This window comes from Fluoribacter gormanii (genome assembly GCF_900156395.1).
In the GTDB taxonomy this organism is placed as follows: Bacteria; Pseudomonadota; Gammaproteobacteria; order Legionellales; family Legionellaceae; genus Legionella; species Legionella gormanii.
Genome location: NZ_FTNL01000010.1, coordinates 62,901 through 89,301 on the forward strand (window position 1 = coordinate 62,901; position 26,401 = coordinate 89,301).

The window sequence follows — 26,401 nt, forward strand, 5'->3', positions numbered from 1 at the left end:
TAGGGTTGCTCACCAAACCTCATATTAGCTATTGGAACTATCATATTTCTATGCAAACATAGACAACACTGATATCGACTTAGATTTCACCACGAATAAGAACATTTGACCAACACCATGTTTGGAGTAATATTTTGAAAAAAATTCTGTACCATGCTTTTGCTTTATTTTTTCTATTTGCAGGTATCTGCCATGCAGAACAGCGGAATATTGCAATTACCATTGATGACTTACCGCTTATTAGTGCGTCCGATGAAGCATTTGAAAAAATCGTTAATAGCCTTGTAACACATCAAGTTCCGGCAATAGGTTTTATCATTGGCAACCGGGTTAATAACGAAACCATCAAGCAATTTCAGGTATTTAAGCAAAATGGATTTGAATTAGGAAACCATAGTTATTCTCATCTGAAATTAAAACGTGTTTCTTATGAAGAATATATCAACGATCTGACTAAGGCAGAAACAGTGCTTGCACCATTTATGTCACAGCCAAAATATTTTCGTTACCCCTATCTTTCCGAAGGTAGATTTTGGAAAAAAAGTATTGTCCGTGACTATTTAAGTAAAAATAATTACGTGATTGCCCCAGTGACCATTGATAGTAGAGATTTCGAATTTAATTCGAAATTAATGATGTTAATGAAACAAAATCCAAATGCATCATTAACTGATTTTAAACAACGCTATCTTGAATTTGTTTGGGAACGCACATTAACTGCCGAAAAAAATACTCCTGGAAAGCAAATCTTACTGCTCCATGCTAATTTACTTAATAGTTATTTTTTAGATGATTTACTTCATATGTTTGAAGAACACGGCTATCACTTTATTTCACTTGCTGAAGCATTAAAATCTTAATGAAGAGATAAAACAGCGCGAAACCTGGGTTTTTCTCACAAAGAGTTCCCAGGTTACGGCTTACACCTTCATCCAAGTTACGAAATTTTAACAAATTAGGAAATTAAACGGGCTCTAATTACTTTGCAGCAATAGTTCTTTGGCATGAGAGCGAGTTTGCTCTGTAATTTTCAATCCTCCCAACATGCGTGCAATTTCATCGATTTTCTCAGTAGATTGTAGTAGGGAGATATGAGTAAAGGTCTCTTTATTATCACTTCGCTTTTCAACCATGAAATGGTTATGGGCTGCAGCCGCAACCTGAGGTTGGTGTGTCACACAAAAAACTTGCAGCCGTTCCCCTAATTTACGAAGCATTTGCCCTACCAGCGCTGCTGTAGCCCCACCAATACCAACATCTACCTCATCGAACAGTAAAGTAGGCGTTGTACCTTGCTGGGCGGTAATCATTTGAATGGATAAGCTAATTCGTGAAAGCTCGCCACCTGATGCCACTTTACTCAGTGAATCAAGTTCCATACCCGGGTTGGTGCACACCTTATACTCCACTTTGTCCATTCCATGGGGTTGCATTTTTTCTAAGGGAGATAGTTCTATTTCCACCCGCCCTTTAGGCATACCAAGCTGTTGAATACTCGCCGTGATTTCTTTTGCCAGTTTCTTTGCCTGCGCTTGCCGTACCGCTCTTAGTTTAAGGGCAGCTGTTTCATAAGTTGCAACCAATTGGCAATGCTGTGCTTTTAATTGCGCTAGTCTGCTTTCGCTGTCTTGGAGATTGTCCAGTTCATTCTGCAAGTTTCGAGCATGTTCATGGAGTTTGCTGCTATCAATATGATATTTACGCGCAAGCTGGTGTATGGCACTCATACGTGTTTCTATTTCATGCAATCGCTCTGGATCCAAATGAACCCGTTCGGCGAATTGTTGCATTTCGTCAATTGCTTCTTCACATTGAATCAGTGCTCCATTAATCAACTCAGCAGTATTTTTGATTTGAGCCTGATCCTGAGGTAATTGACTCAATAAGTGCAAAATCTGGTTTAAACTGGTGCAAATATTGGGTTCATCCTCAGAATTTAATAATCCATGGATCTGCTGACTTTTTTGCAAGTACTCTTTAGCATGGTGCAACATTTGATGCTCTTGATATAAGATTTCAATTTCATTTTCATGCAGATTCAATGCAGATAACTCATCAATTTGAAACTGCAATAATGCAATTTTATCTGCCTGTTGCTCCTGGCTTTGCAATGCTTCTATCTCTTGATGAATTTTATGACATTGCTTATAGAGTCGCACAACCTCATCAAGCAATAACTGATTCTTGCCATATTGATCCAATTGTTGGCGATGTGTTGCATGCTGCATCAATGTTTGATGTTGATGCTGTCCGTGAATATGGACCAGTTTTTCGCTAAGCTCTTTTACTTTTTGTAATGGGAATGGTTGGCCATTAATATAGGATTTGGAGCGACCCTCGGCGTAAATCACCCGTCGCAAATAAACTTCACCGTCATCACAAGGAATATCATGTTCTGCAAGCCATTGTGCAGGTTCCGATCCTTGCCCCACAAAAAATCCAGCAGTGATATCACATTTTTCCTGGCCAGGCCGGATAACCGAAGCATCAGCCCTATCACCTAAAGCCAGCATCAAAGCATCGATCATAATAGACTTGCCGGCCCCAGTTTCACCAGTAAAGGCTGTCATTCCTTGAGTAAAATCCAACTCCAGGTGTTGTACAATTGCAAACTGTTCAATGCACAAAGTGGTGAGCATGTTCTATCCTATCCCTGATGTTTAGATTCCCAACCAAGTTTAGATCGTAATGTATCATAATAATGGTAATCAAGAGGATGCAACAAGCGTAATTGATTGCCATTTTTTTGGATAGCAACCTTTTGTCCAGGTTTGACCATTCTTGATTCATGACCATCACAACTTACTCGCAAATCAGCTTCATTAAAGTGACTGATATGCAGTTCAATTTTAGCTTCGGCGTCGATAACCAAGGGGCGTGAGCTCAAGCTATGGGAAAACATAGGCACAAGGACAATCGCGTTCAATTGCGGATGCATGATTGGACCACCCGCTGATAAAGCATAGGCAGTAGAGCCGGTGGGTGTCGATAAAATCATACCATCAGAGCGATAATGACTCACCAATTGTTGATTGACAAGCACGGAAAATTCAATGAGATGTGTTTCATTTCCACGCCCCAATACTACATCATTGAGCGCATCACCCTCAAAATAAGTATGATCTTTATCGTAAATTCGAGTATGTAAAAGAAAGCGCTTTTCTTCTTCATAATCGCCTCTAAGAACAGCATCCAGTTGCTTCTCCAGTTCATGAGGCAAAATGTCGGTAAGAAACCCCAGGCGTCCGCGATTAATTCCAATTACCGGTGTATCCACTTTAATCGCCATCCGGGCCGCTGAAAGCAAACTTCCATCACCGCCAATAACAATGATTAAATCATTTTTTTTACCCATATCCTCTCTGGCCAATATGGGAATGTTCACATCAAAGCCTGAAGCGGTATCAATATCTTGATAAACTTGCACTTCTTGCTGTTCCAGAAAGTCAATCAAACGGCATAAAGTTTCGTTTACTCCCGGATTGGCTCGATGCTGGCGTGCATACAAGACAATCCGTTTAAATTTAACTTTATTCTTCAATGTTTGCTGTTCTTGATGCTTTTTTTCGTTCATGTTCTTTCAATGATTTCTTTCTTATTCGAATCGAATCAGGAGTTACTTCAACTAATTCATCATCATCAATAAATTCCAATGCCTGCTCCAATGTTAACTTGACTGCAGGGGTTAATATAATGTTTTCGTCAGAACCTGAAGCACGAATATTGGTTAATTGCTTTTCTTTAGTCACATTCACGACTAAATCATTATCTCGAGCATGAATCCCAACAACCATCCCTTCATAACACACTGTTTGCGGCTCAACAAATAATCTGCCGCGATCCTGCAAGTTAAATAAAGCAAAAGCTCGGGCCATACCTTGGCAATTAGCAATCAGTACGCCATTTGCTCTTTTTCCGATTCGTCCTTTAATTGCCGGACCATAATGATCATACACGTGATACATTAAACCTGTACCTGAGGTAGAGGACAAGAATTCATTATGAAAACCAATAAGGCCTCGAGTAGGAATCATATAGTCAAGACGCACTCTTCCTTTGCCATCAGGAACCATATTTTGTAACTCTCCTCGACGCTCACCTAGCTTTTCCATAATAGAGCCCTGGTGATTTTCTTCCACATCGACAGTCAAATGTTCATATGGCTCTTGTTGCTCGCCATCTACTTCGCGAATAATAACTTCAGGCTTACTGATCGCTAATTCATAGCCTTCTCGACGCATGGTCTCAATAAGAATGGATAAATGGAGTTCACCCCGGCCAGAAACGCGGAATTTATCAGGGTCATCACAATCCTCAACGCGTAAGGCAACATTATGTAATAATTCTGTTTCTAAACGTTCGCGAATTTTTCGTGAGGTTACGAATTTTCCTTCCTGGCCTGCAAAAGGTGAATCATTCACTTGGAACGTCATACTAATAGTTGGCTCATCAACCGAAAGCACTGGTAATGCTTCGACCTGATTAGGATCACAAATCGTATCAGAAATTTTAATGCCTTCGATACCTGTAATTGCAATAATATTCCCCGCACCCGCTTCTTCAACTTCAATGCGCTCAAGGCCTTTAAAGCCTAATAATTGCAATAGCCGTCCGGAACGAATGTTGCCATCTTTATCAATAATCTTTACTGGAGATTTTGCTTTAATTTGTCCTCTGGTAACACGGCCTATGCCAATCGTGCCGACATAAGATGAGTAATCGAGAGAGCTAATTTGCATTTGGAAAGGACCATTTGCATCCACTTTTGGAGCTTCAACTTCATCAATAATGGTTTGTAATAAAGCACTCATGTCAGTTGCTTCATCTTCCAAATTCAGCTTGGCATAACCATTTAATGCGGAAGTATAAACCACTGGAAAATCCAGTTGTGCGTCTGTTGCACCCAGGTTATCAAAAAGATCAAATACTTGATCCATAACCCAATGTGGTCTTGCTCCCGGACGATCGATTTTATTAATCACAACTATAGGATTTAAACCTCGAGCAAATGCTTTTTGAGTTACAAAACGTGTTTGTGGCATCGGTCCATCCACCGCATCTACCAGCAACAGCACACTATCAACCATCGATAAAATACGCTCGACTTCCCCACCAAAATCAGCATGCCCTGGGGTATCAACAATATTAATTTGATGATTTTTCCAATATACACAGGTGTTTTTGGCAAGAATGGTAATGCCTCGCTCCTTTTCTAAAGCATTGGAATCCATCACGCGCTCAACTTTAGGCGCTCTCTCATTTAATGTGCCGGTTTGTTGCAGTAATTTATCTACTAATGTGGTTTTACCGTGGTCAACGTGGGCGATAATGGCAATATTGCGAATCTGATCAATCATAAATAACCTTTGAAGGAAAAAGCAGAGTATTTGTTCATAGATTTGACATTATACATCAATAAGCAGCTAAAACCTATCCGCTTCACATATTTTAGTATAGCAAATTGAATTTGCTGTCGGGTTATTTGAAACATGGGGGTACATAATCCAGTTCAATAACTCACTTTCTAGCCTGCCAATTATTTTTTAACTGCTAAAATAATAGAGAGGGGTAAAAAAATAGGGAGTAATTATGAAACAACTAATTTTACATCCCACGGACATTAGCCAATGGCATGCATTGGTTAATGAGGCACAAGCGGCGACACAGCTTATGCTCACTGAAAATACTGAAAGTTATCTGGTATTTTTATTAATGCGTTTTTCTCAGGGACCTAAACTCATCGAATCCATTGTCGCACTCGATTTTCTTGAGTCCATGCACAGGCCGAAAACCCTGCAACTGGAACTACTACGCGATGTAGGGGATAAAAGCTTACTCTGTTGTGGACTATTTCCAGGAATTGCAAAAAAGCGACACGTCAGTCTTGAGTATTTTTCTGAAATGGGCCAAGCCGCCTATTTGACTATTGGTGAGTTAGAAGGAAAACATACAGCAGATCTATACACACAACTCAGCGAGCAATTTCTTAGATTGCAACAAGTATTACAGGCCATGCGTGGAGAATGTGTACAGCTCATTCAATCGGATAAAGGAATCTTATCTTCTATAAAATTTACTTTGCAATAAATAGCGTTCCATAGTCTGCGTGAAATATAGGAGTACTACCCTTAAGTGAAACGATTGGGGCCATGAGCTTTGTTATCTCCGTAAAGCCTGAAATCCGTTTTTATTGTGATTCAATGCTTTACGTAGGAATAGATTCCCGCCTGCGCGGGAATGACAAAATACTTAACTTAAGATGACAAAAATCGTTCACTCAATGGGTAGTCAAGCGTAGCAGAACCCGGGATGTAGGGTAAAATTTTCTCAGGTTGGCGCCGCCCTCACCCCGAGTAGGCTATCTCACCCTTTATGAAATAACATCGTGACATCAATTGGGTCAAACGTATACTTTTTATTGCAAAAATCACATCGAATCGCGACTTCGCCTTCTTCCTGTAATAATGCTTTTGCATCATCTTCACCTAAAACAGCTAACACCTGTTTCATTTTTTCCAGACTGCATCGACATTTGAATTGAGTTTTACGGCTATCAAATATCCTCAGTTCCGTTTCATGATAAAGACGATAAAGCAATGTTTGGTTATCTAAAGTAAGTAATTCATGTTCACTCACCGTTTGACCTAGTTGTACCGCATACTCCCAAAATTGTTCTCTTTGTACTGTATCTTGGCCAGGCATTAACTGCAGTAACATTCCAGCTGCAGCATTATCATTCACGGCCAACCAAACTTGCGTCGATACCTGTTCGGATTGAGCGAAATAGTTCATTAAATTTTCACTCATAGACGTCGACTGAATGGGAACCATACTTTGATAGGAGTTTGTCTGATTATATTGGTTAATAGTAATTACCATCTGTCCTTCAAGAAAAGCTGAGGCATATTCTTCGGTTTCCAAATGTTCTATAAACTGGGAAAAACCTCTCACATTAAACTCATGATCACACTGAACCAATAATAAAGGCAGCCTTTTATCCCCCTGAAATTGCAAATTTAAACTGCCCTGAAATTTAATACTGGACGCTAAAAGAAGACAAGAGACGATTGCTTCTCCCAACAAATTTTTAACCATTGGCGGATAATTCCGTTGGCTCATAATAGTTTGATACGTATTTTCAATATGAACAATTTCACCACGAATATTGGCATGTTCAAAAATAAAGCGCTGAAGGGTATCGGATTCTTTCATAAATGGACTCAAATAAAATTACGGCAAACAGGGCCTGTTTTACACTGTATCAGAATGAATCACCACTTTTTTTTTGAGTATGGGAGCACAAAAAATCAAGGTATGCACCAAACTAGTGGATTGCAAACTGACCCTAAAGAAAATCTCATGATCGCAAAAGTATATCATAATTTTTTTGTAATTTTCCTGGAGAAAAAATGATTTTGAACTATGCTTTTAAAACCTCCCTCAGAAAAAATTAAAGGACTAATCATGATAGATAAAAACATTCTTGCACCTTTATTTAAAACAATTGACAAAGTCGTTTTTGGTATCAAGGAATCAAATGAACCAGAAACTAAACCCGAATTTATTGAAATTGATACTGAAGAAGAATTTGACGTCGAACGTTCTATTAATTAATAGTTGATTCACAACGCCTAAGCGGGCAATAATTGCGCTTTTTTAAGCGAGTCCCTTTAAGATGTTGAATAGCCAACAAATGGCAGCAGTACGTTATATAGATGGACCATTATTAGTTCTTGCTGGAGCTGGAAGCGGTAAAACACGAGTAATTACGCAAAAAATAGGCTATTTGATTAACACGTGCGGCTATGCCGCCAATACAGTATGTGCCGTAACTTTTACGAACAAAACAGCCAATGAAATGCGTGCTCGGGTTGCCGCCGTTCTGCCGGCAGCTAATCGTCGAGGTTTAAAAATAGCAACATTCCATACGTTAGGATTAAGTATTCTCAAGCGTGATTATGCATTATGTGAGCTGAAAAAAGGGTTTTCTATTTTTGACAGTGAAGATTGTTTGCAAATCTTACGCAATTTTTTACCTGCAAATAAAGCAACTGAACGCGAATTTATTTTCCAAATCCAGCAGCACATTTCACGCTGGAAAAATGATCTCCTTACGCCTGAACAAGTTATCAATAACAGCTCGGATGCACCTTTTTATGAAGAAGCCGCACTATTATACCCACGTTATCAGCAAGCACTTAAGGCATACAATGCCGTTGACTTTGACGACTTAATTCGTCTTCCTGTCAGCCTTTTAAATGAACATTCTTCTGTATTGGACTATTGGCAAAACAAAATCCGCCATTTACTGGTGGATGAATACCAAGACTCAAATACAAGCCAATATCTTTTGGTAAAAAAATTAACAGGAGTCCAGGCGCGCTTCACAGTGGTAGGAGATGATGACCAGTCTATATACGCCTGGCGAGGTGCTAAACCTGAAAATCTGAAGCAATTGCAGCAAGATTACCCACAACTAAAAATAATAAAACTAGAGCAAAATTATCGCTCAACCAATATTATTCTAAATACGGCCAATCACCTTATCGCCAATAATCCGCATCTGTTTGAAAAAAAACTATGGAGTGAATTTGGTCATGGAGAACTCCTGAGAGTGATTCGTTGTAAAGATGAAAATGATGAAGCAGAACAAGTGGTGACTGATTTAATAAGCCACAAACTACGCACCAGAACCCAATATGGTGATTATGCAATTTTATATCGTGGTAATCATCAATCACGTGTATTTGAAAAAGTACTCCGTCATTATGGTATTCCTTATACGATTAGCGGAGGACAATCATGGTTCGCCAAAGCAGAAGTTAAAGATGTATTTGCCTATCTCAAACTACTATGTAATGAGGCCGATGATGCTGCGTTCTTAAGAGTAATTAACACCCCCAAGCGCGGTATTGGCGAAACCAGTCTTGACTCCCTCGGACACTATGCACAAAGCCGCGGGATCAGTCTTTACGCATCCGCAGACCATCTTGCGCTTAGTGAACATGTTGCAGAAAAACCTCGTGCGGCATTATTTGCATTTAAATCATGGATAGAAGAAACAAAAAAGCGATTAACCGTAGGCTCAATTGTAGAACACTTAAAACAGATGGTAGAGGACAGCGGGTATGAAGCCCATATTTATGAACAATGTGATACTCCCGCAAAAGCGCAAAAAAAAATGGACAATGTCTGGGAGTTATTAGAGTGGGTCGGGCGTTTATTAGCAAAAAAACCCGAACAAACATTAGCGGAAGTGATAAATAAATTAATTTTGATCGATATTCTTGAGCAGGCAGATGAGCAGGATAACGAATCCTTGCAACTGATGACCTTACATGCATCCAAGGGCCTGGAATTTCCTTATGTTTATCTGGTCGGTATGGAAGAAGAACTATTGCCACATCGGGTGAGTATTGATGAAGACCAAATTGAAGAAGAAAGACGCCTGGCATATGTTGGGATTACGCGCGCCCAAAAAGGATTATGCTTTACCTTGGCCAAGCAAAGACGACGTGGAGGCGAATTACAAGATTGTTTACCAAGCAGATTCCTAGATGAATTGCCCCCAGAACATTTGGAGTGGTTTGGTAAAAACGTAGAGCGTTCTGAGGAACAATCAAAAAACCTGGCTAAGTCTCATTTAGCAGGATTAAAAAATTTGTTGGCTGAATCATAAATTGAACTCAAGCCTGGGTTTCGCGGCGCCCACCCAGGCTACATTAGAAGTACGACTATATGCAGGATTCATCGCTATTGCTATACTGAGCTTATGAAAAAAAATATCATCTTGTTCATTATTTCTTTTGCCATGTTTATGGAAGCGGTTGATACCACCATTATTAATACTGCAATTCCAGTGATGGCAAAGAGCTTAAATGTCAACCCCATTGACTTGAAATTAGCACTAATCAGTTACCTTTTGAGTTTAGCAATCTTTATTCCGATTAGCGGTTGGATTGCCGATAAATTCGGGATGAAATCAGTTTTTATCCTGGCAGTCTCTGTGTTCACCTTAAGTTCAATTTGGTGCGGGTTTACTAATAACTTAGGGCAATTAATTTGTGCACGTATCATTCAGGGCTTGGGGGGCTCGCTAACGATACCTATTGGCAGGCTCATTATTTTACGAACTTGTGAACGACATGAATTAATCACCAAAATGAGTATCGTAGTGATGGTTGCCTCTTTGGGAATGATGCTTGGACCATTACTAGGAGGCATTATTACCTACCGCTTTTCTTGGCGTTGGATCTTTTGGGTTAATATTCCTTTCGGAGTACTTGCTGTAATTTTATCAAGCAAATTATTACCTTCTATGCCCCCTCGTCCAGTTCCTCCGCTTGATAAACTGGGTTTTATTCTTTTTGGCAGTGGATTAGCTACCTTAACTTTTGGTTTATCCATGGTTAGTGAGTCAACTGCTTCAACCCTAGAAATCCTTACTGCCCTCATGATTGCATTTCTCTTATTGGGCGGATATACCAAACACTCCTATAAAAGAAAACACCCTATTGTTAAAGTGGAACTCTTGCGTACACGTACATTTTGTATTTCAGTTGTAGGTAATATATTAGCGCGCCTAGGATTTGGCGGCGTCCCCTTTTTATTGCCCTTGTTATTACAAATTGGATTGGGTTATTCGCCTCGTCTATCAGGCTTGTTGCTCGCTCCAATTGCTTTGGGAGTTTTTTTAGTAAAGCCCTTATCGTTCTCTATATTACGGTGGTTTGGTTATAAAAATTTATTAATTGTAAATACAATCCTCGTAAGTATCTCTCTGTGGTCCTTTTTTTCCATCAATCAACATTCCTCCGTATACGGTATCGCATTTTTGACTTTTATGTATGGATTTCTCATTGCACTACAGTACACAGGCATGAACTCTTTGGCCTATGCCAACATTACAGAGAATAATATGAGTGCCGCAACCAGTATTATGAGTACCATTCAGCAATTGGCTCAAAGTTTTGGTGTTGCCATATCAGCAATCTTACTTAGCATTTTCACTTCTATGTATTCAGGAGACCATGCATTATCGGTTCAGATATTTCATGATACGTTTCTCATGCTAGGGGTCCTTACTTTTTTTTCGGGAATTATTTTTACTTTTCTAAAAAAAGAAGATGGTCTTGAGTTAATTGAAATCCCTGAACACTGATACCTTACAATGATTGAAAATACATAAGATACTTTGCTGTTTTACAGAAATTCGTCATCGCAGCCAAGGTTTCCCTGAATTAGGATGCGATGATTTAATTTCTTACTACCCAATAAGTAAGTAACATAACTCAGCGCCTGTAAGGAAAACTTTTTTCCAATTTTCCATTCATAAACTCCACTGGGGTCAACTTCTTTGACCATTGCATTTAACTCATCTACAGAATATGTGCGCAAACAGGACGCAATACCATCCCACCATGTCATGAATATGGCGAGCGGTGAAATTAAAAATTTTTTAAGAGACCTTGGACGACTAAAGGGTAATAATGCAATACAAACGATAGGCCCACCAATGATCATTTGTAAGAGCCCCAAACAACTACGTTCTGTCATTTCGAATATGCCAATCGGCATGTTACAGTCGATTGTATTTTTTAAAATTGCTTTTGCTTTCTCGCGACTCATGTGATGAAAAGCAGTAAAAATAGTCCGCATTCCTATTAAATTATCAGGAACATTTGTCGCATCAATAGACTGATCGATATAATGGACATTGGAATGTTGTTTTGAAATTAACTGAAATGCTGAGGCATTAGGATATAAATCTGTTAATGTGATAGTCACGGGTTTAGACAGATTATATCTTTCTATATAAGTTACGAGTGGAGCAATTGTACCCGTACCACCTGAACATAAATCAACAATTTGAGTTAAATCATTTTTTTCTAATAAAGCAACAATGTCCGGGTAGATGATGTTATAGACCCTCCAGAGTCGGTGGTATGACGACAAACAATCCGTTGTAGCATTACGTAATAAAACAGGAATGAAATTAAAATCTTCAAATTCAAACAGGTTTATTCGAGACATAATAATCCTTTTAAAATGATTTACTCCTCATACGTTGACAAAATATTAAGTGATACCCTTTAATTCTAACTGTCTTACAGCAATATAGTAACAAGGCGATTGTATTTAGGATTCGATCTAAAAGAGATCGAATCGCTCATAATAGAAAAGACAATACGGCAGCATATGTCCTCTTCTATATAAAAATTTTAAATCACCTTCATCCTATTTTCCAAAAACATCCTGTTTTTCAGTTCTAGAGGTTAAATCCCATCGACGACCATAAAAAGACTAAAAGCTTGTAAAGCATTAGAATTTTTAGCCAAAATACTCTATGATATGGAAGCGTTATTTTATGTTTTTGCATTAAATGTAAAAAAAATTAAAAATATTTAATAAAAAAACAGCACAATTAATAAAATAATGCTACAATGTCCTGGTAACAATTTAGGAAATTAACATGTCAGAAAAAATTCGCGGTACAGTAAAGTGGTTTAATGAGTCCAAAGGTTTCGGTTTTTTAGAAAGTGGCGGTAAAGATTATTTTGTGCATTTCAGTGCAATTCTAGGTACAGGGTTCAAAACTCTTGCTGAGGGTGCAACAGTAACGTTCAAACCAAGCAACGGACAAAAAGGTCCTCAAGCTGAAGAAGTTGAAGTAGTCTAATTCATTTCCTGAAACTCCCTATTCACTTAAATATGAGAATATTTTAGAGGATAGGGGGTTTTTTATTTATAAAATTAACATTCGAAAATCAAGCTCGTCTTCAATAATCAACCACCATTTATTTCGATTTTAAGCGACCAATCCAATTGCACAGCCTAGATTAACGCCATCTCGATGCATCTGCACTTGATTCTACTCATGCTAAATTAAATCATTGCAATTTACGTTTGACCAATATCGCTCGCAATCCGACTTTTAAGGAGCCTCATCTTGCCAACAACATCGTTGATTAAACGAGAATCGACTATTTAGTTTTGCGCTGGCTGCATGGATGTTTAAATCGAAATCATATCACCGACATCACTGGAATAATTTAAAAAATAACCAATAATAAAATTGGAACCTCAATAAGTGATTCAGTGAATTAAAATAGTCCAACCAGTCGGACATGGTGGCTCATTGGGCAGAATTATGTTCATTGAAGAAAGCCCTATGCCAGCCATGAAGAGTCTTCTCTTTTAAAAACAATTTGGGGTTGTTTTGGTTAACCAATCGGGTATAACCTACGTAGAGACTTAAAATACAAGGAGTCGTAAATATGAATAAAAAAATCGCAATTATCGTAGGGAGCTTACGCAAAGAGTCCTACAATAGAAAAATGGCAAAAGTGCTTATCGCTCTAGCACCTAAATCTTTAGACCTACAAATTGTTGAAATTGGTGATTTACCATTATACAACCAGGATCTGGATGACGAAAATAGACCTCCTGCGGCTTGGGTTCAATTTCGCGAGCAAATGAAAACATATCAGGGCGTGCTCTTTGTTACCCCAGAATACAATCGTTCAGTTCCTGGGGTACTTAAAAATGCGATTGATGTGGGCTCTCGCCCGTATGGAAAAAGTATTTGGAGCAAGCTTCCTGGCGCAGTGATAAGTGTTTCTCCCGGTGCTATTGGGGGATTTGGAGCAAACCATCATTTAAGACAGTCATTTGTCTTTTTAGATATTCCAACTCTGCAACAACCCGAAACATACATAGGAATGGCGGGAGATTTGTTTGATGCGCAAGGAAATATCACTAAAGAAGACACTCAAAAGTTCTTGCAAAAATTTATGGAAACTTACGCCAATTGGGTTGAACGAAACGCCCAAGGTTAATCTACAATAAAAATATATTGTACCTGAGGTATAACACGGAATTTTTTGGCAGCGGATTATCCCTGCCAGCGTGTTACTTTTCCTACATCAATATTAAAAATATGGATTTAGGACATACTCGCTCTAAAAGAGCTATCCCATCAATCATGCCTGAGGCATCAGTTATTCCAATAATTACTTGCAGTATGCTCATGAGCATTTGCTCGCGATTGAATCCAATTAGGTTCTCAGGCATAAAAATAGTATAATAATTTCACATTATAGAGTGTTCACAAAGTAAAATAAGTGGAAAATACAGGCATAAAGAGGTACATTGCAGGTGCTCTCATTCTTTTTGGTGTATTTACTACAGATAACAAAGCAGGCATATAATCCATGACGAATAATTATGAACAGTTTGAGCAACGCAAACAAGATCACATCAAATTAGCCTTAATGCCTGAAAATCAAACCGCAGAACTCAGTACGTTTGAAAGCGTCAATCTAATTCATGATGCTCTTCCAGATTTAAATTTTGATGAAATCAGTATTAAAAGCACCCGATTTGGCCAGGTAGTAGAAAAACCCTTTCTAATTAGCTCTATGACTGCCGGTCATCGCCGAGCAAAACACATCAATCATAACCTTATCGCAGCATGTGCATTGAATGGCTGGGCAATGGGAGTAGGCTCACAAAGACGAGAACTCTCGGATCCCAAAGCAGCTTTTGAATGGCACGATTTACGTCGTGACTTCCCTCAAGTCAGCTTATACAGCAATCTAGGAATAGCACAATTAATCACAACATCGCTAAGTGATGTACAACGCTTAACCGATGCTTTGCAAGCCAATGGGTTAATTATTCACTGCAATCCCCTACAAGAATGCATGCAACCCGAAGGAACAACAACCTATAAAGGAGGTTGGCAAGCCTTAGCCGATTTAGTAAAAAATCTGCCTTTACCGATTATCGTTAAAGAAACGGGTTGTGGATTTTCTCAAGCAACAATGACACGTTTAAATGATATTGGCATTGCCGCAATTGATGTAGGTGGTTTGGGAGGCACTCACTGGGGGCGAATTGAAGGACATAGAGCAATCAATGATCCCATTCGCCAACAGGCAGCAATTACGTTTTGCAACTGGGGAATTGATACGGTAACCGCAGTCAAACAAGCTGCAGCACTGAAACCCTCTTTCGAAATTTGGGGTTCAGGTGGCGTTACTAACGGCTTAAACGCTGCCAAGCTTTTTGCGCTTGGAGCAACAACTGTTGGTTACGCAAGACCCCTGCTCGAAGCCGCATTGGAATCTTCTGAACACGTTAGCCTATGCATGCAGACAATTGAGTATGAATTAAAAGTTGCTATGTTTTGTACTGGGAGTCAGACTTTAAGCGATTTGCCCAAAAAAATTGAAGTAAAATTGAAGTAATTTATACTTCGATTAAAATTCAGAGATTAAACGCATGGCCTTTATCCATATTATTGAGCAGTGCTTCATTTTCAGCTAGATAAGATGGTACATAATTCCAAACAAAAATCTTTTATTATTTAAACCTTGTAAGAAATAGTTCAAAATTTTATGATCTGTTGACCCTTCTAAGTATAGGACTACTGGAGAGACTATTGTGCTTAAGCGTATTTTCGATATTATCTTATCAGGTGCATTATTAATCATGTTAATGCCTGTATTGATTATTGTTGCATTACTAATACGTTATCATTTAGGCTCACCAATCTTTTTTTATCAAAATCGCCCAGGATTGCATGGCAAAACCTTTCGTCTGATTAAATTTAGAACAATGAGGGATTCATTTAATAAACAAGGGGAATTATTACCTGATAAAGATCGCCTCACTCGCTTGGGCCATGTTTTAAGAGCATGTAGTTTAGATGAGCTCCCCCAGCTATGGAATGTTTTTAAAGGTGAAATGAGTTTTGTAGGCCCTAGACCTCTATTAATAGAATACCTCTCCCTTTATAATAGCGAACAAAAAAGACGTCATGATGTCAAACCTGGTATTACTGGTTTAGCTCAAGTCAACGGCCGCAATGCCCTAAATTGGGAAGGAAAGTTTGCCTTAGACTTATGGTACGTGGATCATCAGTCTTTTTATTTAGATATTAAAATTTTAATGTTAACTTTTAAAAAAGTATTGATTCGAGAAGGAATTACAGGTCAAGGGAGTGTCACTAACGAAAAATTTACAGGTAATAATCCATGAAGTCTCTTGCTGTTCTCGGTGCTGGTGGGCATGCTAAAGTTGTTGCTGATGCAGCACTCTGTTCAGGTTGGCAGAATATTGTTTTATTTGATGACCGGTGGCCCAATATTGACCGAGTTGGGGCATGGAAGGTAAATGGAACTACTCAATCCTTTCTAGCACAAGCCTCTGAATTTGATGGCCTCATTGTTGCAATTGGCGATAACTCCATTCGTATGGAAAAAATGACGCATTTTTTAAATGAAAAAATTCCATTAGCAACAATTATTCATCCCTCAGCAATAATAAGTCCTTCCGCTACAATAGCCGAAGGCTCCGTTGTTTTTGCCAGAGCCGTATTAAATCCTGATTGCACGATTGGTGCAGGCACGATTATTAACACGGGTGCAATTATTGAGCATGACTGTACTATTGGGCATGGAGTACATATCTCACCAGGAGCCAATTTGGCAGGTAATGTGAGTGTAGGTAATTTAAGTTGGGTTGGTATTGGCTCTTGTGTGCGTCAATGTATTAAAATTGGCTCAAAAGTGATCGTAGGAGCAGGTTCGGTTGTTGTTAATGACTTACCAGACAATTGTACTGCTTTTGGCGTACCCGCAAAAATTTATAAAAAAAATTCAAAGGATTAAATATGTTAAATACAGCATTTTCACCTTGGCCTAGTTACTCTGAAGAAGAAGCAGAGCGAATACATCAAGTGCTTCTATCGAATAAGGTAAATTATTGGACGGGAAATGAATGCAGGGAATTTGAAAATGAATTTGCCGCCTGGGTAGGTACAAAATATGCCGTAGCATTAGCAAATGGCACTATCGCACTTGATGTCGCCTTAAAAGCGATTGGAATAAAAGCAGGGGACGAAGTCATTGTGACCTCACGGACGTTTATCGCTTCTGCCTCATCTATAGTGACTTGCGGAGGCACTCCCGTATTTGCTGATGTCGATGAAAACAGTCAAAACATTACCGCCGATACCATTCGCGCCGTAGTAACTCCTAAAACTAAAGCAATAATTTGCGTGCATCTTGCTGGTTGGCCTTGTGATATGGATCCAATTCTAGCATTGGCAAAAGAATTAAATTTATACGTCATTGAGGATTGTGCGCAAGCCCATGGCGCTCAATACAAAGGTCGCTCCGTTGGCTCAATAGGTCATATAGGAGCTTGGTCATTCTGCCAGGATAAAATTATGACCACCGGAGGCGAAGGGGGCATGGTCACTACCAATGATGAACAACTCTGGTCGTCCATGTGGTCTTATAAGGACCATGGAAAATCATGGGATGCCATATATAATGAGCCTATTGAGCCCGGTTTTCGTTGGCTACATCGAAGCTTTGGTATGAATGGAAGAATGATTGAAATTCAAGCAGTTATTGGGCGCTTACAACTTACAAAAATGCCCACCTGGCATCAACAACGACTAGGCAATCTAAAACAAATCTATGAAGTCGCCTCAACTTTGAAAGGCTTAAGAGTTCCGCAAATTCCAGATGAAATTGTTCATGCTGCTTACAAATGCTATGTATTTGTAGAAGAAAGCCAACTGGCTGCAGGATGGGATCGTAATCGTATTTTAAAAGAAATTAATGAGCGCGGTGTTCCATGTTATCAAGGTTCCTGTTCTGAAGTATATTTAGAAAAAGCATTTGATAATACAGGCTGGCGTCCGCATAATAGACTCCCTGTTGCATCCAAACTAGGGGAAACCAGCTTGATGTTTTTAGTTCATCCAAGCTTGTTAAAATCAGAAATTGATAAAACCTGCCAAGTTCTTACAGAAGTAATGCTCCAAGCAACCCAGGTGTAAACTACATGAGCGAATTAACTGAGACCATTGATATTAATATACCCACTCAAGAAATAAGTAACAGCCAAGCTAAGCTTGCAGTTGTTGACTTATTTGATTCAATCAAAAAGTGGAAGCTGTGGACCTATTTAGGCTGGAATGACATAAAAATCCGTTATCGCGGTTCAGTATTAGGTCCATTTTGGATCACGGCAAGTATGCTCGTTATTATTGTCGCCTTCTCAGTTGTATACAGTCGATTGTTTCATCAATCAATAGCAGAATATGTCCCTTTTTTTACAACCGGGTATTTAGTATGGGTCTTGATTTCTGTGGCACTGGCAGAGAGTTGTAACACATTTGTTGAAGCATCTCTGCTTATTAATGAAATCAAGTTGCCCTACATTTTATATGTATTTAGGTTGACTTGGCGTCATGTCATCATATTCTTTCATAATGCCTTAGTCTATTGTGCCGTTGCACTTTATTTTCAAGTACCACTCAATTGGGCAATCGTTTATGTAATTCCTGGTTTATTATTAATTATTTTAAATTTAATGTCAGCTGGCTTAATCTTGTCGATATTAGGCACAAAATATCGTGACATTCCTCCCATCATTAATAGCTTAATTCAAGTGATGTTTTTTATTACTCCGATTTCTTGGAATGCAAATTTGCTTCCAAACTCAGCCATTATCGTATTCAATCCATTAAATTACTTCATTGACCTAATTAGAATGCCTTTGCTAGGGCAAGTTCCCGGTCTGGTGACATGGAATACCTGCATTTCAATAACGATAATTTTATCTTGCATTTCATTCACCCTGTTTGCACGATTTAGAAGAAATATTCCTTTTTGGATTTAATTTACGGAGTACGTTGTGTCTTATATTGTTTGTAAAAATCTTTCACTTACATATCCCGTTTATGATATTGATGCTCGTTCTTTAAAAAGAGGAATCGCCAACATTGCAACCGGTGGTCTTTTAAGTAATGGGAAAAGTGGCAAAGTACAAGTACAGGCTTTAAATAATATTTCTCTGCACTTAAAAAATGGCGATCGCTTAGGATTAATAGGCCATAATGGAGCCGGAAAATCCACGTTACTTCGTGTTCTCTCTGGAGTTTATGAACCACTGGAAGGAAATATATATATTAAAGGAAATATCGTCTCATTAATTAATATCAGTGTAGGCATGCAGCCCACACTTACGGGTTATGAAAACATCCGCATGCGAGGCCTAATTCTTGGCTTATCAAACGGTCAAATAAAAAGCATTATCAAAAATGTTGAAGAATTCACAGAACTTGGTGATTTTCTTTCAATGCCAGTTAAAACCTACTCCAGTGGGATGATGATTCGCTTAGCCTTTGGTTTATCTACCGCATTAGTTCCCGATATTCTTCTTGTAGATGAAGTAATTGGGGTGGGCGATGCAAGTTTTATTGAAAAAGCAAAGAATCGCATGAATGAATACGTCAATCAATCGAATATTATGGTGCTTGCATCTCATTCAAATGAAATCATCAAACAATTTTGCAATTGCGTCCTTTGGCTAGAACATGGGAGCGTAAAAATGTTCGGCGACGTTAATTCGGTGATGGATGTTTACGAAGGAAAAGTACAACCTGCCTAATTAAGTATCATTGCATTTGGTGCCAGAGGAAAAGTAACCTACTGATGTTCACTTACCTCATTTGGAAATTACAATCTAAAAGTGCTCTTGAGGCTTTTCTTAGATTTTAACTTCCTATTTTTCTAGCAAAAAAATCTTTCACTTTTTACACTCGCGAAAATTAGAAAAATCAATTATCCATGATAAACATCAATTATGTTCTACTGTTTAGAGAATGATAAAAAATTGCTATTCAAATTCAATAGAGTATGGTATTTATTATGCTCTTAACAGAAAGTAGTAAAATTGAAACTACTAAGTAAGCGATGAAACATTCGTAGATTCTAAGTTGTTTGTGATATAGATTTTGACAAAATTTAAATGGATTTTCATGACTGTTAATACTTTTTGCATTTTTAGAGCCCATCCTGAAGCCATCAAAATGCTCCCTTTGGTTCAAACATTGGAAACATCAAGAGTTATTCAAAATAAAATATGCATCACAGGTCAATATCGACAATTTCTCGAGCTACTGTTGGCATTGTTTCGCATGAAATCAGATCTTGATTTCTTTGGATATTGGGTTGTGGAATGTCTACTTAATACCTACAGACGCGGACTAACTCAAGAAGAAGCATCCACTGCTTTGGATAAAGCGGTACTAATTATGAGAAAAAACATCAAAACACAATGCAGCGGCATTAGAGAGCAACTCGCACAGAATGGTTCTGCGCGAATTGTTTATATGCCATCAAGATTCACGTTAATTGTATAAACTCATATCTAAATGGTAAGGAAATAAATTATGTTGGATGAAAATTCTAATAAACTGCAGGCAATTAATCCGCAATATTTGCTTGTACATGACCAAACAGATACCACACAATCTATCGATTTTTTTGATTTATTGTCAGTTCTTTTCAAAAAAAGAGCACTTATAGCCGTTATTACTGGCCTTTGCACTTTATGTGCTATTTTGATTACTTTTTTACTGCCGAAGACTTATGAGGCCAAATCAAATTTAGTTGAGCCGTACCCAAATCAATTTCAAAAATTAATACTAAATGCAGATTTAAATGCGCAGGGACCTGTTTTATTTAATAAATTTATCAAGCTTTTATCGAAAAAGAGTAATATTATTTCTTTTTTACGCGAAAATAATTTGGTAATCCCAGAAGACCAAAAAGCCCGGCTGTCTAAAGAGAAGCTCTCTCACTTATTGAATGTTGCATCAAAACATTTCCAAGTAGTCGTTATTAATCATTTTAAGGGAGATATGAAAGACAGCTTTAATGATAATGGCAAAGAAGCAGAATTGGTCACTTTTTTCCCTACACTTGATCTACAAGCAACAGCTAATAAAGCCTATCTGGCCTATACAAATCAAAAAGCGTTACAAAAACTTATTTCAGCGCAACGAGAAATCATTCAAAGTAAAATAACCAAATTAACAGAACAAATTCAGATACGTATCGCCACGGTTACTGCAAATCGAGGCAATGAAATCAAACAACTCATTGATAAACAGAACTTATCCATCGCACAATTAAACAACAGCATTGAGGCTCTCACGAAACGAGACGAACGTGATCGACAAATTCGCTTACAGGAATTAGAACAAGCGCTACAAATAGCCCAACTATTGGGAATTACATACCCCAACCAAGTCCAGAAACTAAAAAGTCAAAATATAGTGGTGGATGTAAATCAAAATCATAATGATCTTTATTTAAAAGGAACCACCTACCTCAAGAAAGAAATCGCTCTTCTAAAAGCAACCCCCCATACTTTAGACTATAATAAAAAGATCTCAGCACTACAAGAAAAACTCCACCTCGTACAAAATGACAAAAAAATTATCGCGTTACGTGAGCGAAAAGATGATAGACCCTATACAAAAAATATCGAACAGTTACAGGCAGAACTTAAGCGTCTAAAGACATTGTCCTTCGATGTGAATGGAGTCAATCTGTTTGCAATGGACGGCCAGCCATTGGTTGACTCCAAACCAATTAAACCTAAAAAGGGGTTAATTATTGTATTAGGTTTAATTTTAGGGTTTCTATTGTCGTGCATGATTGTACTTTTTCAAGACGCAATGCATAAACGTAATAGCATGGTACTACCATCTTAGTTCATCCAAGCTGAATACTAAAAGGTCAGCAAGTTAACCACTGCGATGCAGTCGTTAACTTGCAACAATCTCGCTCTATTGAATTATGTACCAGCCTCGCCTCCATCTACTCGACAATAGATCAAATTATCAGGCCTAATCCTTAGATTTAAGAGAAATCTTTGCCGCCACTTGCCCAGCAAGGGAATAAAAACGATAGAGCAACATCTTTGAGCGGATGATTATCTGTTTCCATGGACGCCACCCCATGTCCCATCGAGGAAGAAGCCAAATATCTAAAATAAAAAAGCGTAAGGAAACAAAAAATCCTAAAACACTGAGTAACAGAAAACGATAAATCGTTTTATAAAATCGATAACCGGTTGGTGTTTTCTTTATGTAATGTTGATAAAGCTTATCTAAATCGCTGACAGTGGAATTAAGTGTAAATTTCTCAAGCATATAGGCACGCCCTGCTTCTCCAAGTTTCTTGGCTGCTTTAGGATCTCGCAACAAGCGTAAAACGCCCTCGGCTAAATCGGCAGGGTCAGCAACATTAACTTGCACACCAGTTGCTCCATCAATCACCGTATCGACTAAGCCACCTACTCGGGTTACAACGGTTGGGCACTCCATTAATAAAGCCTCAATTGTTCCACCGAGATTCTCATTCAGTGAGGCTTGTATCGATACATCCAGATCCCGATAAATGCGGGGAATATCCTGGCGATGTCCTGTGAAAATCACACTGTCTTGCAACCCAAGCTCTGCAACCAAAGCCTGCATGGATTGCATTACTTCCTGCCCTGCTTCTCCCCAACCACTTCCTATTAGAAGCAATTTTGCGTTTGGAAACTCCTTAAGAATGGTTGGAGCTGCTCGAATTACATCTTCATGACCTTTAATTGCTTTTCCATGCAAAAAAGGTGGAGTCCATCTATTTTTTCCCAATTTTGGATAAAAATAGGCAATCATCCCAATTAAAGGCGTACCTGCGGGCCATCCAAACTCCTCCCTCAAGCCTGCGGGAAGTGTGTTCTCTGCATCAAAACGTCGTTCATCAGGACTATAATAAATGACGTGAAGTCGGTGTTCTGGAACGCCCATTTTTAAATAAAGTTGTTTTGAATAATTACAGGAAGGGATCACAGCCACATCCATCCAGCTGGTTGTTTTATCAATCCATTGTGGTGTATCTGCTTCAAGATGAAATGGGCCAGCAATCATTGAAAGTCGGATCGGCACATCGGCAATCCAGCTTGCAATCCGACCAATAACCATCGATGGAAATAGATGCGTTTGTATTACATCAAATCGCTTTTGGCGCAATAAATTAACTAGCCTCAAGATCTTTTGCGGTAAAAGGAACAAATCTGTCGGACGCATAAAATCAAAATCCGCAGTATAAACAGGAATATTTTCTGCTCTAAAACGATCAACTAAAGTTCCCGAAGTGCCACTTAGAATAACAGAAACGTCATATTGATAAGTATTTCTAAGCTCCCGTAATTGTTCAAAAGCCCATGTCCCTCCCTCCGTAGTAGAGAGTATGTAGCATATTTTTAGAGAAGACATTATAAATTTACCTTTTAATTTACAGCAAATGAACTAATTATTGATTATAATCATCTCTTTTGCAAAAATTTTTAGCATTATCACCCCTCATAATTAGTCTCTAACTCGCTGAACAGAAAGCCGTATTAACGGAGCCTATGATAGCCACATGCCAGGGAATTATCATTACATAATAATTGTTTTTTTCAGCATAAGTTTTGCAATGAATTTCTCACAATTTATCCTCTTGATTTCATAAAAATTATTTAGCCAGAGATACACTAAATTGAATCCTCAATCATTAATAAATTTATTCTTTGAATTTGCATATGGGTATTGTAGAATCCGTACATTGGGGCAAAACAAAAATAGAAACATAACTTATAGTTCATATACGTTCTTACATGCAGGAATGGTTTAAAAGAACTATTTACCCTACGAGGACTACGGTTGTTAATAAAGGGAGTTAACGTTGAAACAACAAATAAATCACGCCTCCTCTTATGAGGAAATAGATTCTCTCGCAGAATCCACAAAATATAATTTTGCTCATACATTTATACCTTTTCTACAAAGCAAGTATGATTTTTATGAAGAAGACATAGAAAGTCTGGATAGATTTCAGCTGTTTTATCCGGATGGAATGATTAAACCATCTGATTTGTCAAAAAAAACATGGTTTTAATTACCAGGCTAATTTTGGGGCTCGTGGGAGGCATATTTATTGGGATGCTAAAACGTTGGGCCAGGGAATAAAATTATAAAACTTAAAGAGCTCTTTATGTCATTTAATACCTTATCTATTTTTGGTACGCGCCCAGAGGCGATAAAAATGGCGCCCTTGATTCGCGAACTTCAGTGCATAGAAACAGTTTGTAGCAAAGTTTGTGTTACCGGACAGCATCAACAAATGCTTGACTCCGTACTGGATTTATTTGAAATAACCCCTGATTTTAACTTGCAGGTTATGGAAGTTAATCAAGACCTTAGCAGTTTAACTGCGAAAATATTGCTTGGGTTGTCTGATATATTTAAAACATATAAACCGGATCTTATTCTGGTTCATGGTGATACGACAACAACTTTAGCAGCTTCTTTATCTGCCTATTATCACCGTATCCCTGTAGCTCATGTTGAGGCAGGCCTTCGATCTGGAAATATGAACTCACCTTGGCCCGAAGAAGCTAATCGCAAATTAGCTGGAGGATTAGCCTCAATGCATTTTGTGCCAACAGAGCTAGCGCGATTAAATCTTTTAAATGAAGGGGTTAAGTCAGACAGTATTTATCTCACAGGAAATACTGTTGTTGATGCATTGTATTCCATTCTTGATAAAATTGAAGCACAACCTGACGTTGTTAGTAAGCTGCATGAGAAATATTCTTTTTTTGCACCTGAAAAAACAATGATTTTAGTAACCGGGCATAGGCGGGAGAATTTTGGACAAGGTTTCCAGAATATTTGTTATGCATTAAAAGAAATTGCCCAACTTTTTCCCGATGTTGATATTGTCTATCCTGTTCATCTTAATCCTAATGTACAGCAACCGGTCAATGAACTGTTAGGGGCAATTAGTAATATTCATTTGATAGCTCCCATTGATTACTTGCCTTTTGTATATTTTATGAAATCTGCTTACATAATCCTTACCGACTCAGGAGGAATTCAAGAAGAAGCTCCGTCTTTAGGGAAGCCTGTTCTAGTAATGCGTGAAACCACAGAGCGACCAGAAGCCGTTAATTCTGGAGTAGTAAAACTTGTTGGCACAGATGCCCAAGAAATTGTTGCGCATGTCAATGAGCTTTTAATAAATAAAGAAGCATATCAACGTATGAGCCAAGTAAAAAATCCTTATGGCGATGGCTTCGCTGCGGTTCGTATTGGCCAAATTATTTCTCAAATGTCAAATAGAAACTCTCTTGAAAATAAATTGAGCTACAAAGAAATATTTATAGATTAGGGAAAATTGAAATGACTTCAATAAAAATGCCAAGCACTATGCCTTTTCATAAAATAGCAGTGATTGGTCTTGGATATATTGGGTTACCTACAGCAGCTATTTTAGCAGCTCGGAAAATACACGTTGTCGGTGTGGATATTAACCAAAATGCAGTTGATGTTATAAACTCCGGAAATGTTCATATTGTAGAGCCTGAATTAGATATTATAGTTCGTGCAGTAGTATCTGATGGATATTTGAGGGCAACCAACAGACCTGAACCTGCAGATGTATTTTTAATTGCGGTTCCAACTCCTTTTAAAGAAAACTATGAACCCGATTTAAGTTATGTTAAAGCGGCTAGTATGTCATTGGCTCCCTTTTTAAAAAAAGGAGACTTGGTTATATTAGAATCGACCTCACCAGTAGGTACCACAGAACAAATGGCATCTTGGCTCGCTCAAGAACGGCCTGATTTAATGTTCCCTCATATTCATGGAGAGGATGCTGACATTCAAATTGCCTATTGTCCTGAGCGAGTACTACCAGGGCATGTATTACATGAATTAGTCCAAAATGATCGGGTGATTGGAGGTATTTCTTCAAAATGCTCAGAAAAAGCCGCGTTATTCTATAAAACCTTTGTTGAAGGTGAATGCATTCTTACTAATTCTCGTACTGCAGAAATGTGTAAACTGGCTGAAAATAGTTTTAGAGATGTAAATATTGCATTTGCAAATGAATTATCAATTATATGTGACCAATTACAAATTAATGTCTGGGAACTTATCCGTTTAGCAAACCGTCATCCACGTGTTCGCATTTTACAGCCAGGTCCTGGTGTTGGTGGTCATTGTATTGCGGTTGATCCTTGGTTTATAGTCAATTCCTGTCCAGAGCATGCTAAATTAATTCGAACTGCAAGAGAAGTGAATGATGGTAAACCTGAATGGGTAATTGATAAAGTTAAGACCGCAGTAGCTGATTTCTTACAAAACAATCCAGAAAAAACTATCAAAGACGTCACCATCGCATGTTGGGGACTCTCTTTTAAAGCAGATATTGATGATTTAAGAGAAAGTCCTGCGTTACAAATAGTAAGTCAAATTAGTGCAATGCATAAGGGATATACAATGGTTGTCGAGCCCAATATAAGCTTGTTGCCTGAAGTATTGAGTGGTAATGTCATGCTAAGTACTATGGAGCATGCCTATACAGAGGCAGATATTATTTTGTTATTAGTCGATCATCGGCAGTTTAGAGAATTGCCACCAGAACGGGTTCGTGATCGTATTGTTCTTGATATGCGCGGGATATGGTTTCAATAAATTAAAATGGAGATG

The 26,401-nt window shown here is 38.3% G+C and carries 24 protein-coding genes; 18 read left to right on the forward strand and 6 right to left on the reverse strand.

Annotated elements, in window-relative coordinates:
* Window positions 1-134: 134 nt before the first annotated feature.
* The gene (locus BW930_RS07810; RefSeq protein ID WP_058467455.1) at window positions 135-860 is read left to right on the forward strand and encodes a polysaccharide deacetylase family protein; all 726 of its coding nucleotides are present in this window, start codon (window positions 135-137) and stop codon (window positions 858-860) included.
* Between the two features lie 114 nt (window positions 861-974).
* Here the strand turns inward: BW930_RS07810 and recN are convergent, their stop codons facing one another.
* Genes recN through typA form a run of 3 tightly spaced genes read right to left on the reverse strand, consistent with a single transcriptional unit; the run spans window position 975 to window position 5,357 of the window.
* A complete protein-coding gene (gene recN / locus BW930_RS07815; RefSeq protein WP_058467456.1) occupies window positions 975-2,639 on the reverse strand; it encodes a DNA repair protein RecN in 1,665 nt (554 codons plus the stop codon).
* Between the two features lie 8 nt (window positions 2,640-2,647).
* On the reverse strand, window positions 2,648-3,574 hold the full coding sequence (locus BW930_RS07820; protein ID WP_058467457.1) for an NAD(+) kinase: 927 nt from the start codon (window positions 3,572-3,574) through the stop codon (window positions 2,648-2,650).
* Window positions 3,531-5,357 carry a translational GTPase TypA gene (typA, locus tag BW930_RS07825; protein WP_058467458.1) on the reverse strand — a complete coding sequence of 609 codons (1,827 nt, stop codon included), beginning with the start codon at window positions 5,355-5,357 and terminating at the stop codon, window positions 3,531-3,533. Before typA ends, BW930_RS07820 begins: the two co-directional genes overlap by 44 nt.
* Window positions 5,358-5,589: 232 nt before the next feature.
* On the opposite strand from typA, the gene BW930_RS07830 reads away from it, so the two are divergent.
* Window positions 5,590-6,087, forward strand: a complete 498-nt coding sequence (locus BW930_RS07830) for a hypothetical protein (protein ID WP_058467459.1) — start codon at window positions 5,590-5,592, stop codon at window positions 6,085-6,087.
* Window positions 6,088-6,363: 276 nt separating this feature from the next.
* On the opposite strand, the gene hslO is transcribed toward BW930_RS07830, so the two are convergent.
* Entirely contained in the window at window positions 6,364-7,212 is an 849-nt protein-coding gene (gene hslO / locus BW930_RS07835) for an Hsp33 family molecular chaperone HslO (RefSeq protein WP_058467460.1), read from the reverse strand.
* Window positions 7,213-7,464: 252 nt separating this feature from the next.
* On the opposite strand from hslO, the gene BW930_RS17130 reads away from it, so the two are divergent.
* The 3 genes from BW930_RS17130 (at window position 7,465) to BW930_RS07855 (ending at window position 11,161) form a co-directional block, all read left to right on the forward strand.
* Window positions 7,465-7,614, forward strand: coding sequence for a hypothetical protein (locus BW930_RS17130; RefSeq protein WP_165481613.1), 150 nt, complete (start codon window positions 7,465-7,467; stop codon window positions 7,612-7,614).
* A gap of 61 nt (window positions 7,615-7,675) precedes the next feature.
* On the forward strand, window positions 7,676-9,679 hold the full coding sequence (locus BW930_RS07850) for a UvrD-helicase domain-containing protein (RefSeq protein WP_058467463.1): 2,004 nt from the start codon (window positions 7,676-7,678) through the stop codon (window positions 9,677-9,679).
* Window positions 9,680-9,772: 93 nt separating this feature from the next.
* Entirely contained in the window at window positions 9,773-11,161 is a 1,389-nt protein-coding gene (locus tag BW930_RS07855; RefSeq protein WP_058467464.1) for a DHA2 family efflux MFS transporter permease subunit, read from the forward strand.
* A 41-nt stretch (window positions 11,162-11,202) separates the two neighbouring features.
* Here BW930_RS07855 and BW930_RS07860 read toward each other — a convergent pair whose 3' ends face one another.
* Entirely contained in the window at window positions 11,203-12,033 is an 831-nt protein-coding gene (locus tag BW930_RS07860) for a hypothetical protein (protein ID WP_058467465.1), read from the reverse strand.
* A 439-nt stretch (window positions 12,034-12,472) separates the two neighbouring features.
* Between BW930_RS07860 and BW930_RS07865 the strand changes: the two genes are divergently transcribed.
* The 10 genes from BW930_RS07865 (at window position 12,473) to BW930_RS07910 (ending at window position 21,586) form a co-directional block, all read left to right on the forward strand.
* A complete protein-coding gene (locus BW930_RS07865) occupies window positions 12,473-12,679 on the forward strand; it encodes a cold-shock protein (protein ID WP_058467466.1) in 207 nt (68 codons plus the stop codon).
* 598 nt (window positions 12,680-13,277) lie between these two features.
* Window positions 13,278-13,838: an NADPH-dependent FMN reductase gene (locus BW930_RS07870; protein WP_058467467.1), complete on the forward strand. Its 561-nt coding sequence runs from the start codon at window positions 13,278-13,280 to the stop codon at window positions 13,836-13,838.
* 375 nt (window positions 13,839-14,213) lie between these two features.
* Complete coding sequence (gene fni, locus BW930_RS07875) at window positions 14,214-15,251, forward strand: type 2 isopentenyl-diphosphate Delta-isomerase (protein WP_058467468.1); 1,038 nt, start codon at window positions 14,214-14,216, stop codon at window positions 15,249-15,251.
* A 196-nt stretch (window positions 15,252-15,447) separates the two neighbouring features.
* Window positions 15,448-16,044 carry a sugar transferase gene (locus BW930_RS07880; protein WP_058467469.1) on the forward strand — a complete coding sequence of 199 codons (597 nt, stop codon included), beginning with the start codon at window positions 15,448-15,450 and terminating at the stop codon, window positions 16,042-16,044.
* Window positions 16,041-16,676: an acetyltransferase gene (locus tag BW930_RS07885; protein ID WP_058467470.1), complete on the forward strand. Its 636-nt coding sequence runs from the start codon at window positions 16,041-16,043 to the stop codon at window positions 16,674-16,676. Before BW930_RS07880 ends, BW930_RS07885 begins: the two co-directional genes overlap by 4 nt.
* A 2-nt stretch (window positions 16,677-16,678) precedes the next feature.
* On the forward strand, window positions 16,679-17,857 hold the full coding sequence (locus BW930_RS07890) for a DegT/DnrJ/EryC1/StrS family aminotransferase (protein WP_058467471.1): 1,179 nt from the start codon (window positions 16,679-16,681) through the stop codon (window positions 17,855-17,857).
* A gap of 5 nt (window positions 17,858-17,862) precedes the next feature.
* Window positions 17,863-18,702: an ABC transporter permease gene (locus BW930_RS07895; RefSeq protein ID WP_058467472.1), complete on the forward strand. Its 840-nt coding sequence runs from the start codon at window positions 17,863-17,865 to the stop codon at window positions 18,700-18,702.
* A gap of 15 nt (window positions 18,703-18,717) precedes the next feature.
* Window positions 18,718-19,473, forward strand: coding sequence for an ABC transporter ATP-binding protein (locus BW930_RS07900; RefSeq protein WP_058467473.1), 756 nt, complete (start codon window positions 18,718-18,720; stop codon window positions 19,471-19,473).
* Window positions 19,474-19,843: 370 nt separating this feature from the next.
* Window positions 19,844-20,227, forward strand: a complete 384-nt coding sequence (locus tag BW930_RS07905; protein ID WP_058467474.1) for a hypothetical protein — start codon at window positions 19,844-19,846, stop codon at window positions 20,225-20,227.
* A gap of 30 nt (window positions 20,228-20,257) precedes the next feature.
* A complete protein-coding gene (locus tag BW930_RS07910) occupies window positions 20,258-21,586 on the forward strand; it encodes a Wzz/FepE/Etk N-terminal domain-containing protein (protein WP_058467475.1) in 1,329 nt (442 codons plus the stop codon).
* A 135-nt stretch (window positions 21,587-21,721) separates the two neighbouring features.
* Here the strand turns inward: BW930_RS07910 and BW930_RS07915 are convergent, their stop codons facing one another.
* On the reverse strand, window positions 21,722-23,140 hold the full coding sequence (locus BW930_RS07915) for a glycosyltransferase family 4 protein (RefSeq protein WP_058467476.1): 1,419 nt from the start codon (window positions 23,138-23,140) through the stop codon (window positions 21,722-21,724).
* 451 nt (window positions 23,141-23,591) lie between these two features.
* On the opposite strand from BW930_RS07915, the gene BW930_RS07920 reads away from it, so the two are divergent.
* The 3 genes from BW930_RS07920 (at window position 23,592) to wecC (ending at window position 26,386) form a co-directional block, all read left to right on the forward strand.
* On the forward strand, window positions 23,592-23,804 hold the full coding sequence (locus tag BW930_RS07920) for a hypothetical protein (protein WP_058467477.1): 213 nt from the start codon (window positions 23,592-23,594) through the stop codon (window positions 23,802-23,804).
* 96 nt (window positions 23,805-23,900) lie between these two features.
* Window positions 23,901-25,079, forward strand: coding sequence for a non-hydrolyzing UDP-N-acetylglucosamine 2-epimerase (gene wecB, locus BW930_RS07925; RefSeq protein WP_058467478.1), 1,179 nt, complete (start codon window positions 23,901-23,903; stop codon window positions 25,077-25,079).
* 11 nt (window positions 25,080-25,090) lie between these two features.
* A complete protein-coding gene (gene wecC / locus BW930_RS07930; protein ID WP_349267178.1) occupies window positions 25,091-26,386 on the forward strand; it encodes a UDP-N-acetyl-D-mannosamine dehydrogenase in 1,296 nt (431 codons plus the stop codon).
* The last annotated feature ends 15 nt before the right edge of the window (window positions 26,387-26,401 follow it).

Excerpts from the sequence above, each read along its gene's own strand:
- wecC (WP_349267178.1), top strand. The coding sequence starts at position 25,091 with ATGACTTCAATAAAAATGCCAAGCACTATGCCTTTTCATAAAATAGCA.
- recN (WP_058467456.1), bottom strand. The coding sequence starts at position 2,639 with ATGCTCACCACTTTGTGCATTGAACAGTTTGCAATTGTACAACACCTG.
- fni (WP_058467468.1), top strand. The coding sequence starts at position 14,214 with ATGACGAATAATTATGAACAGTTTGAGCAACGCAAACAAGATCACATC.
- BW930_RS07885 (WP_058467470.1), top strand. The coding sequence starts at position 16,041 with ATGAAGTCTCTTGCTGTTCTCGGTGCTGGTGGGCATGCTAAAGTTGTT.
- BW930_RS07860 (WP_058467465.1), bottom strand. The coding sequence starts at position 12,033 with ATGTCTCGAATAAACCTGTTTGAATTTGAAGATTTTAATTTCATTCCT.
- BW930_RS17130 (WP_165481613.1), top strand. The coding sequence starts at position 7,465 with ATGATAGATAAAAACATTCTTGCACCTTTATTTAAAACAATTGACAAA.
- wecB (WP_058467478.1), top strand. The coding sequence starts at position 23,901 with ATGTCATTTAATACCTTATCTATTTTTGGTACGCGCCCAGAGGCGATA.
- BW930_RS07890 (WP_058467471.1), top strand. The coding sequence starts at position 16,679 with ATGTTAAATACAGCATTTTCACCTTGGCCTAGTTACTCTGAAGAAGAA.
- BW930_RS07870 (WP_058467467.1), top strand. The coding sequence starts at position 13,278 with ATGAATAAAAAAATCGCAATTATCGTAGGGAGCTTACGCAAAGAGTCC.
- typA (WP_058467458.1), bottom strand. The coding sequence starts at position 5,357 with ATGATTGATCAGATTCGCAATATTGCCATTATCGCCCACGTTGACCAC.
- BW930_RS07855 (WP_058467464.1), top strand. The coding sequence starts at position 9,773 with ATGAAAAAAAATATCATCTTGTTCATTATTTCTTTTGCCATGTTTATG.
- BW930_RS07910 (WP_058467475.1), top strand. The coding sequence starts at position 20,258 with ATGTTGGATGAAAATTCTAATAAACTGCAGGCAATTAATCCGCAATAT.
- BW930_RS07820 (WP_058467457.1), bottom strand. The coding sequence starts at position 3,574 with ATGAACGAAAAAAAGCATCAAGAACAGCAAACATTGAAGAATAAAGTT.
- BW930_RS07895 (WP_058467472.1), top strand. The coding sequence starts at position 17,863 with ATGAGCGAATTAACTGAGACCATTGATATTAATATACCCACTCAAGAA.
- BW930_RS07830 (WP_058467459.1), top strand. The coding sequence starts at position 5,590 with ATGAAACAACTAATTTTACATCCCACGGACATTAGCCAATGGCATGCA.
- BW930_RS07865 (WP_058467466.1), top strand. The coding sequence starts at position 12,473 with ATGTCAGAAAAAATTCGCGGTACAGTAAAGTGGTTTAATGAGTCCAAA.
- BW930_RS07915 (WP_058467476.1), bottom strand. The coding sequence starts at position 23,140 with ATGTCTTCTCTAAAAATATGCTACATACTCTCTACTACGGAGGGAGGG.
- BW930_RS07905 (WP_058467474.1), top strand. The coding sequence starts at position 19,844 with ATGACTGTTAATACTTTTTGCATTTTTAGAGCCCATCCTGAAGCCATC.
- BW930_RS07850 (WP_058467463.1), top strand. The coding sequence starts at position 7,676 with ATGTTGAATAGCCAACAAATGGCAGCAGTACGTTATATAGATGGACCA.
- hslO (WP_058467460.1), bottom strand. The coding sequence starts at position 7,212 with ATGAAAGAATCCGATACCCTTCAGCGCTTTATTTTTGAACATGCCAAT.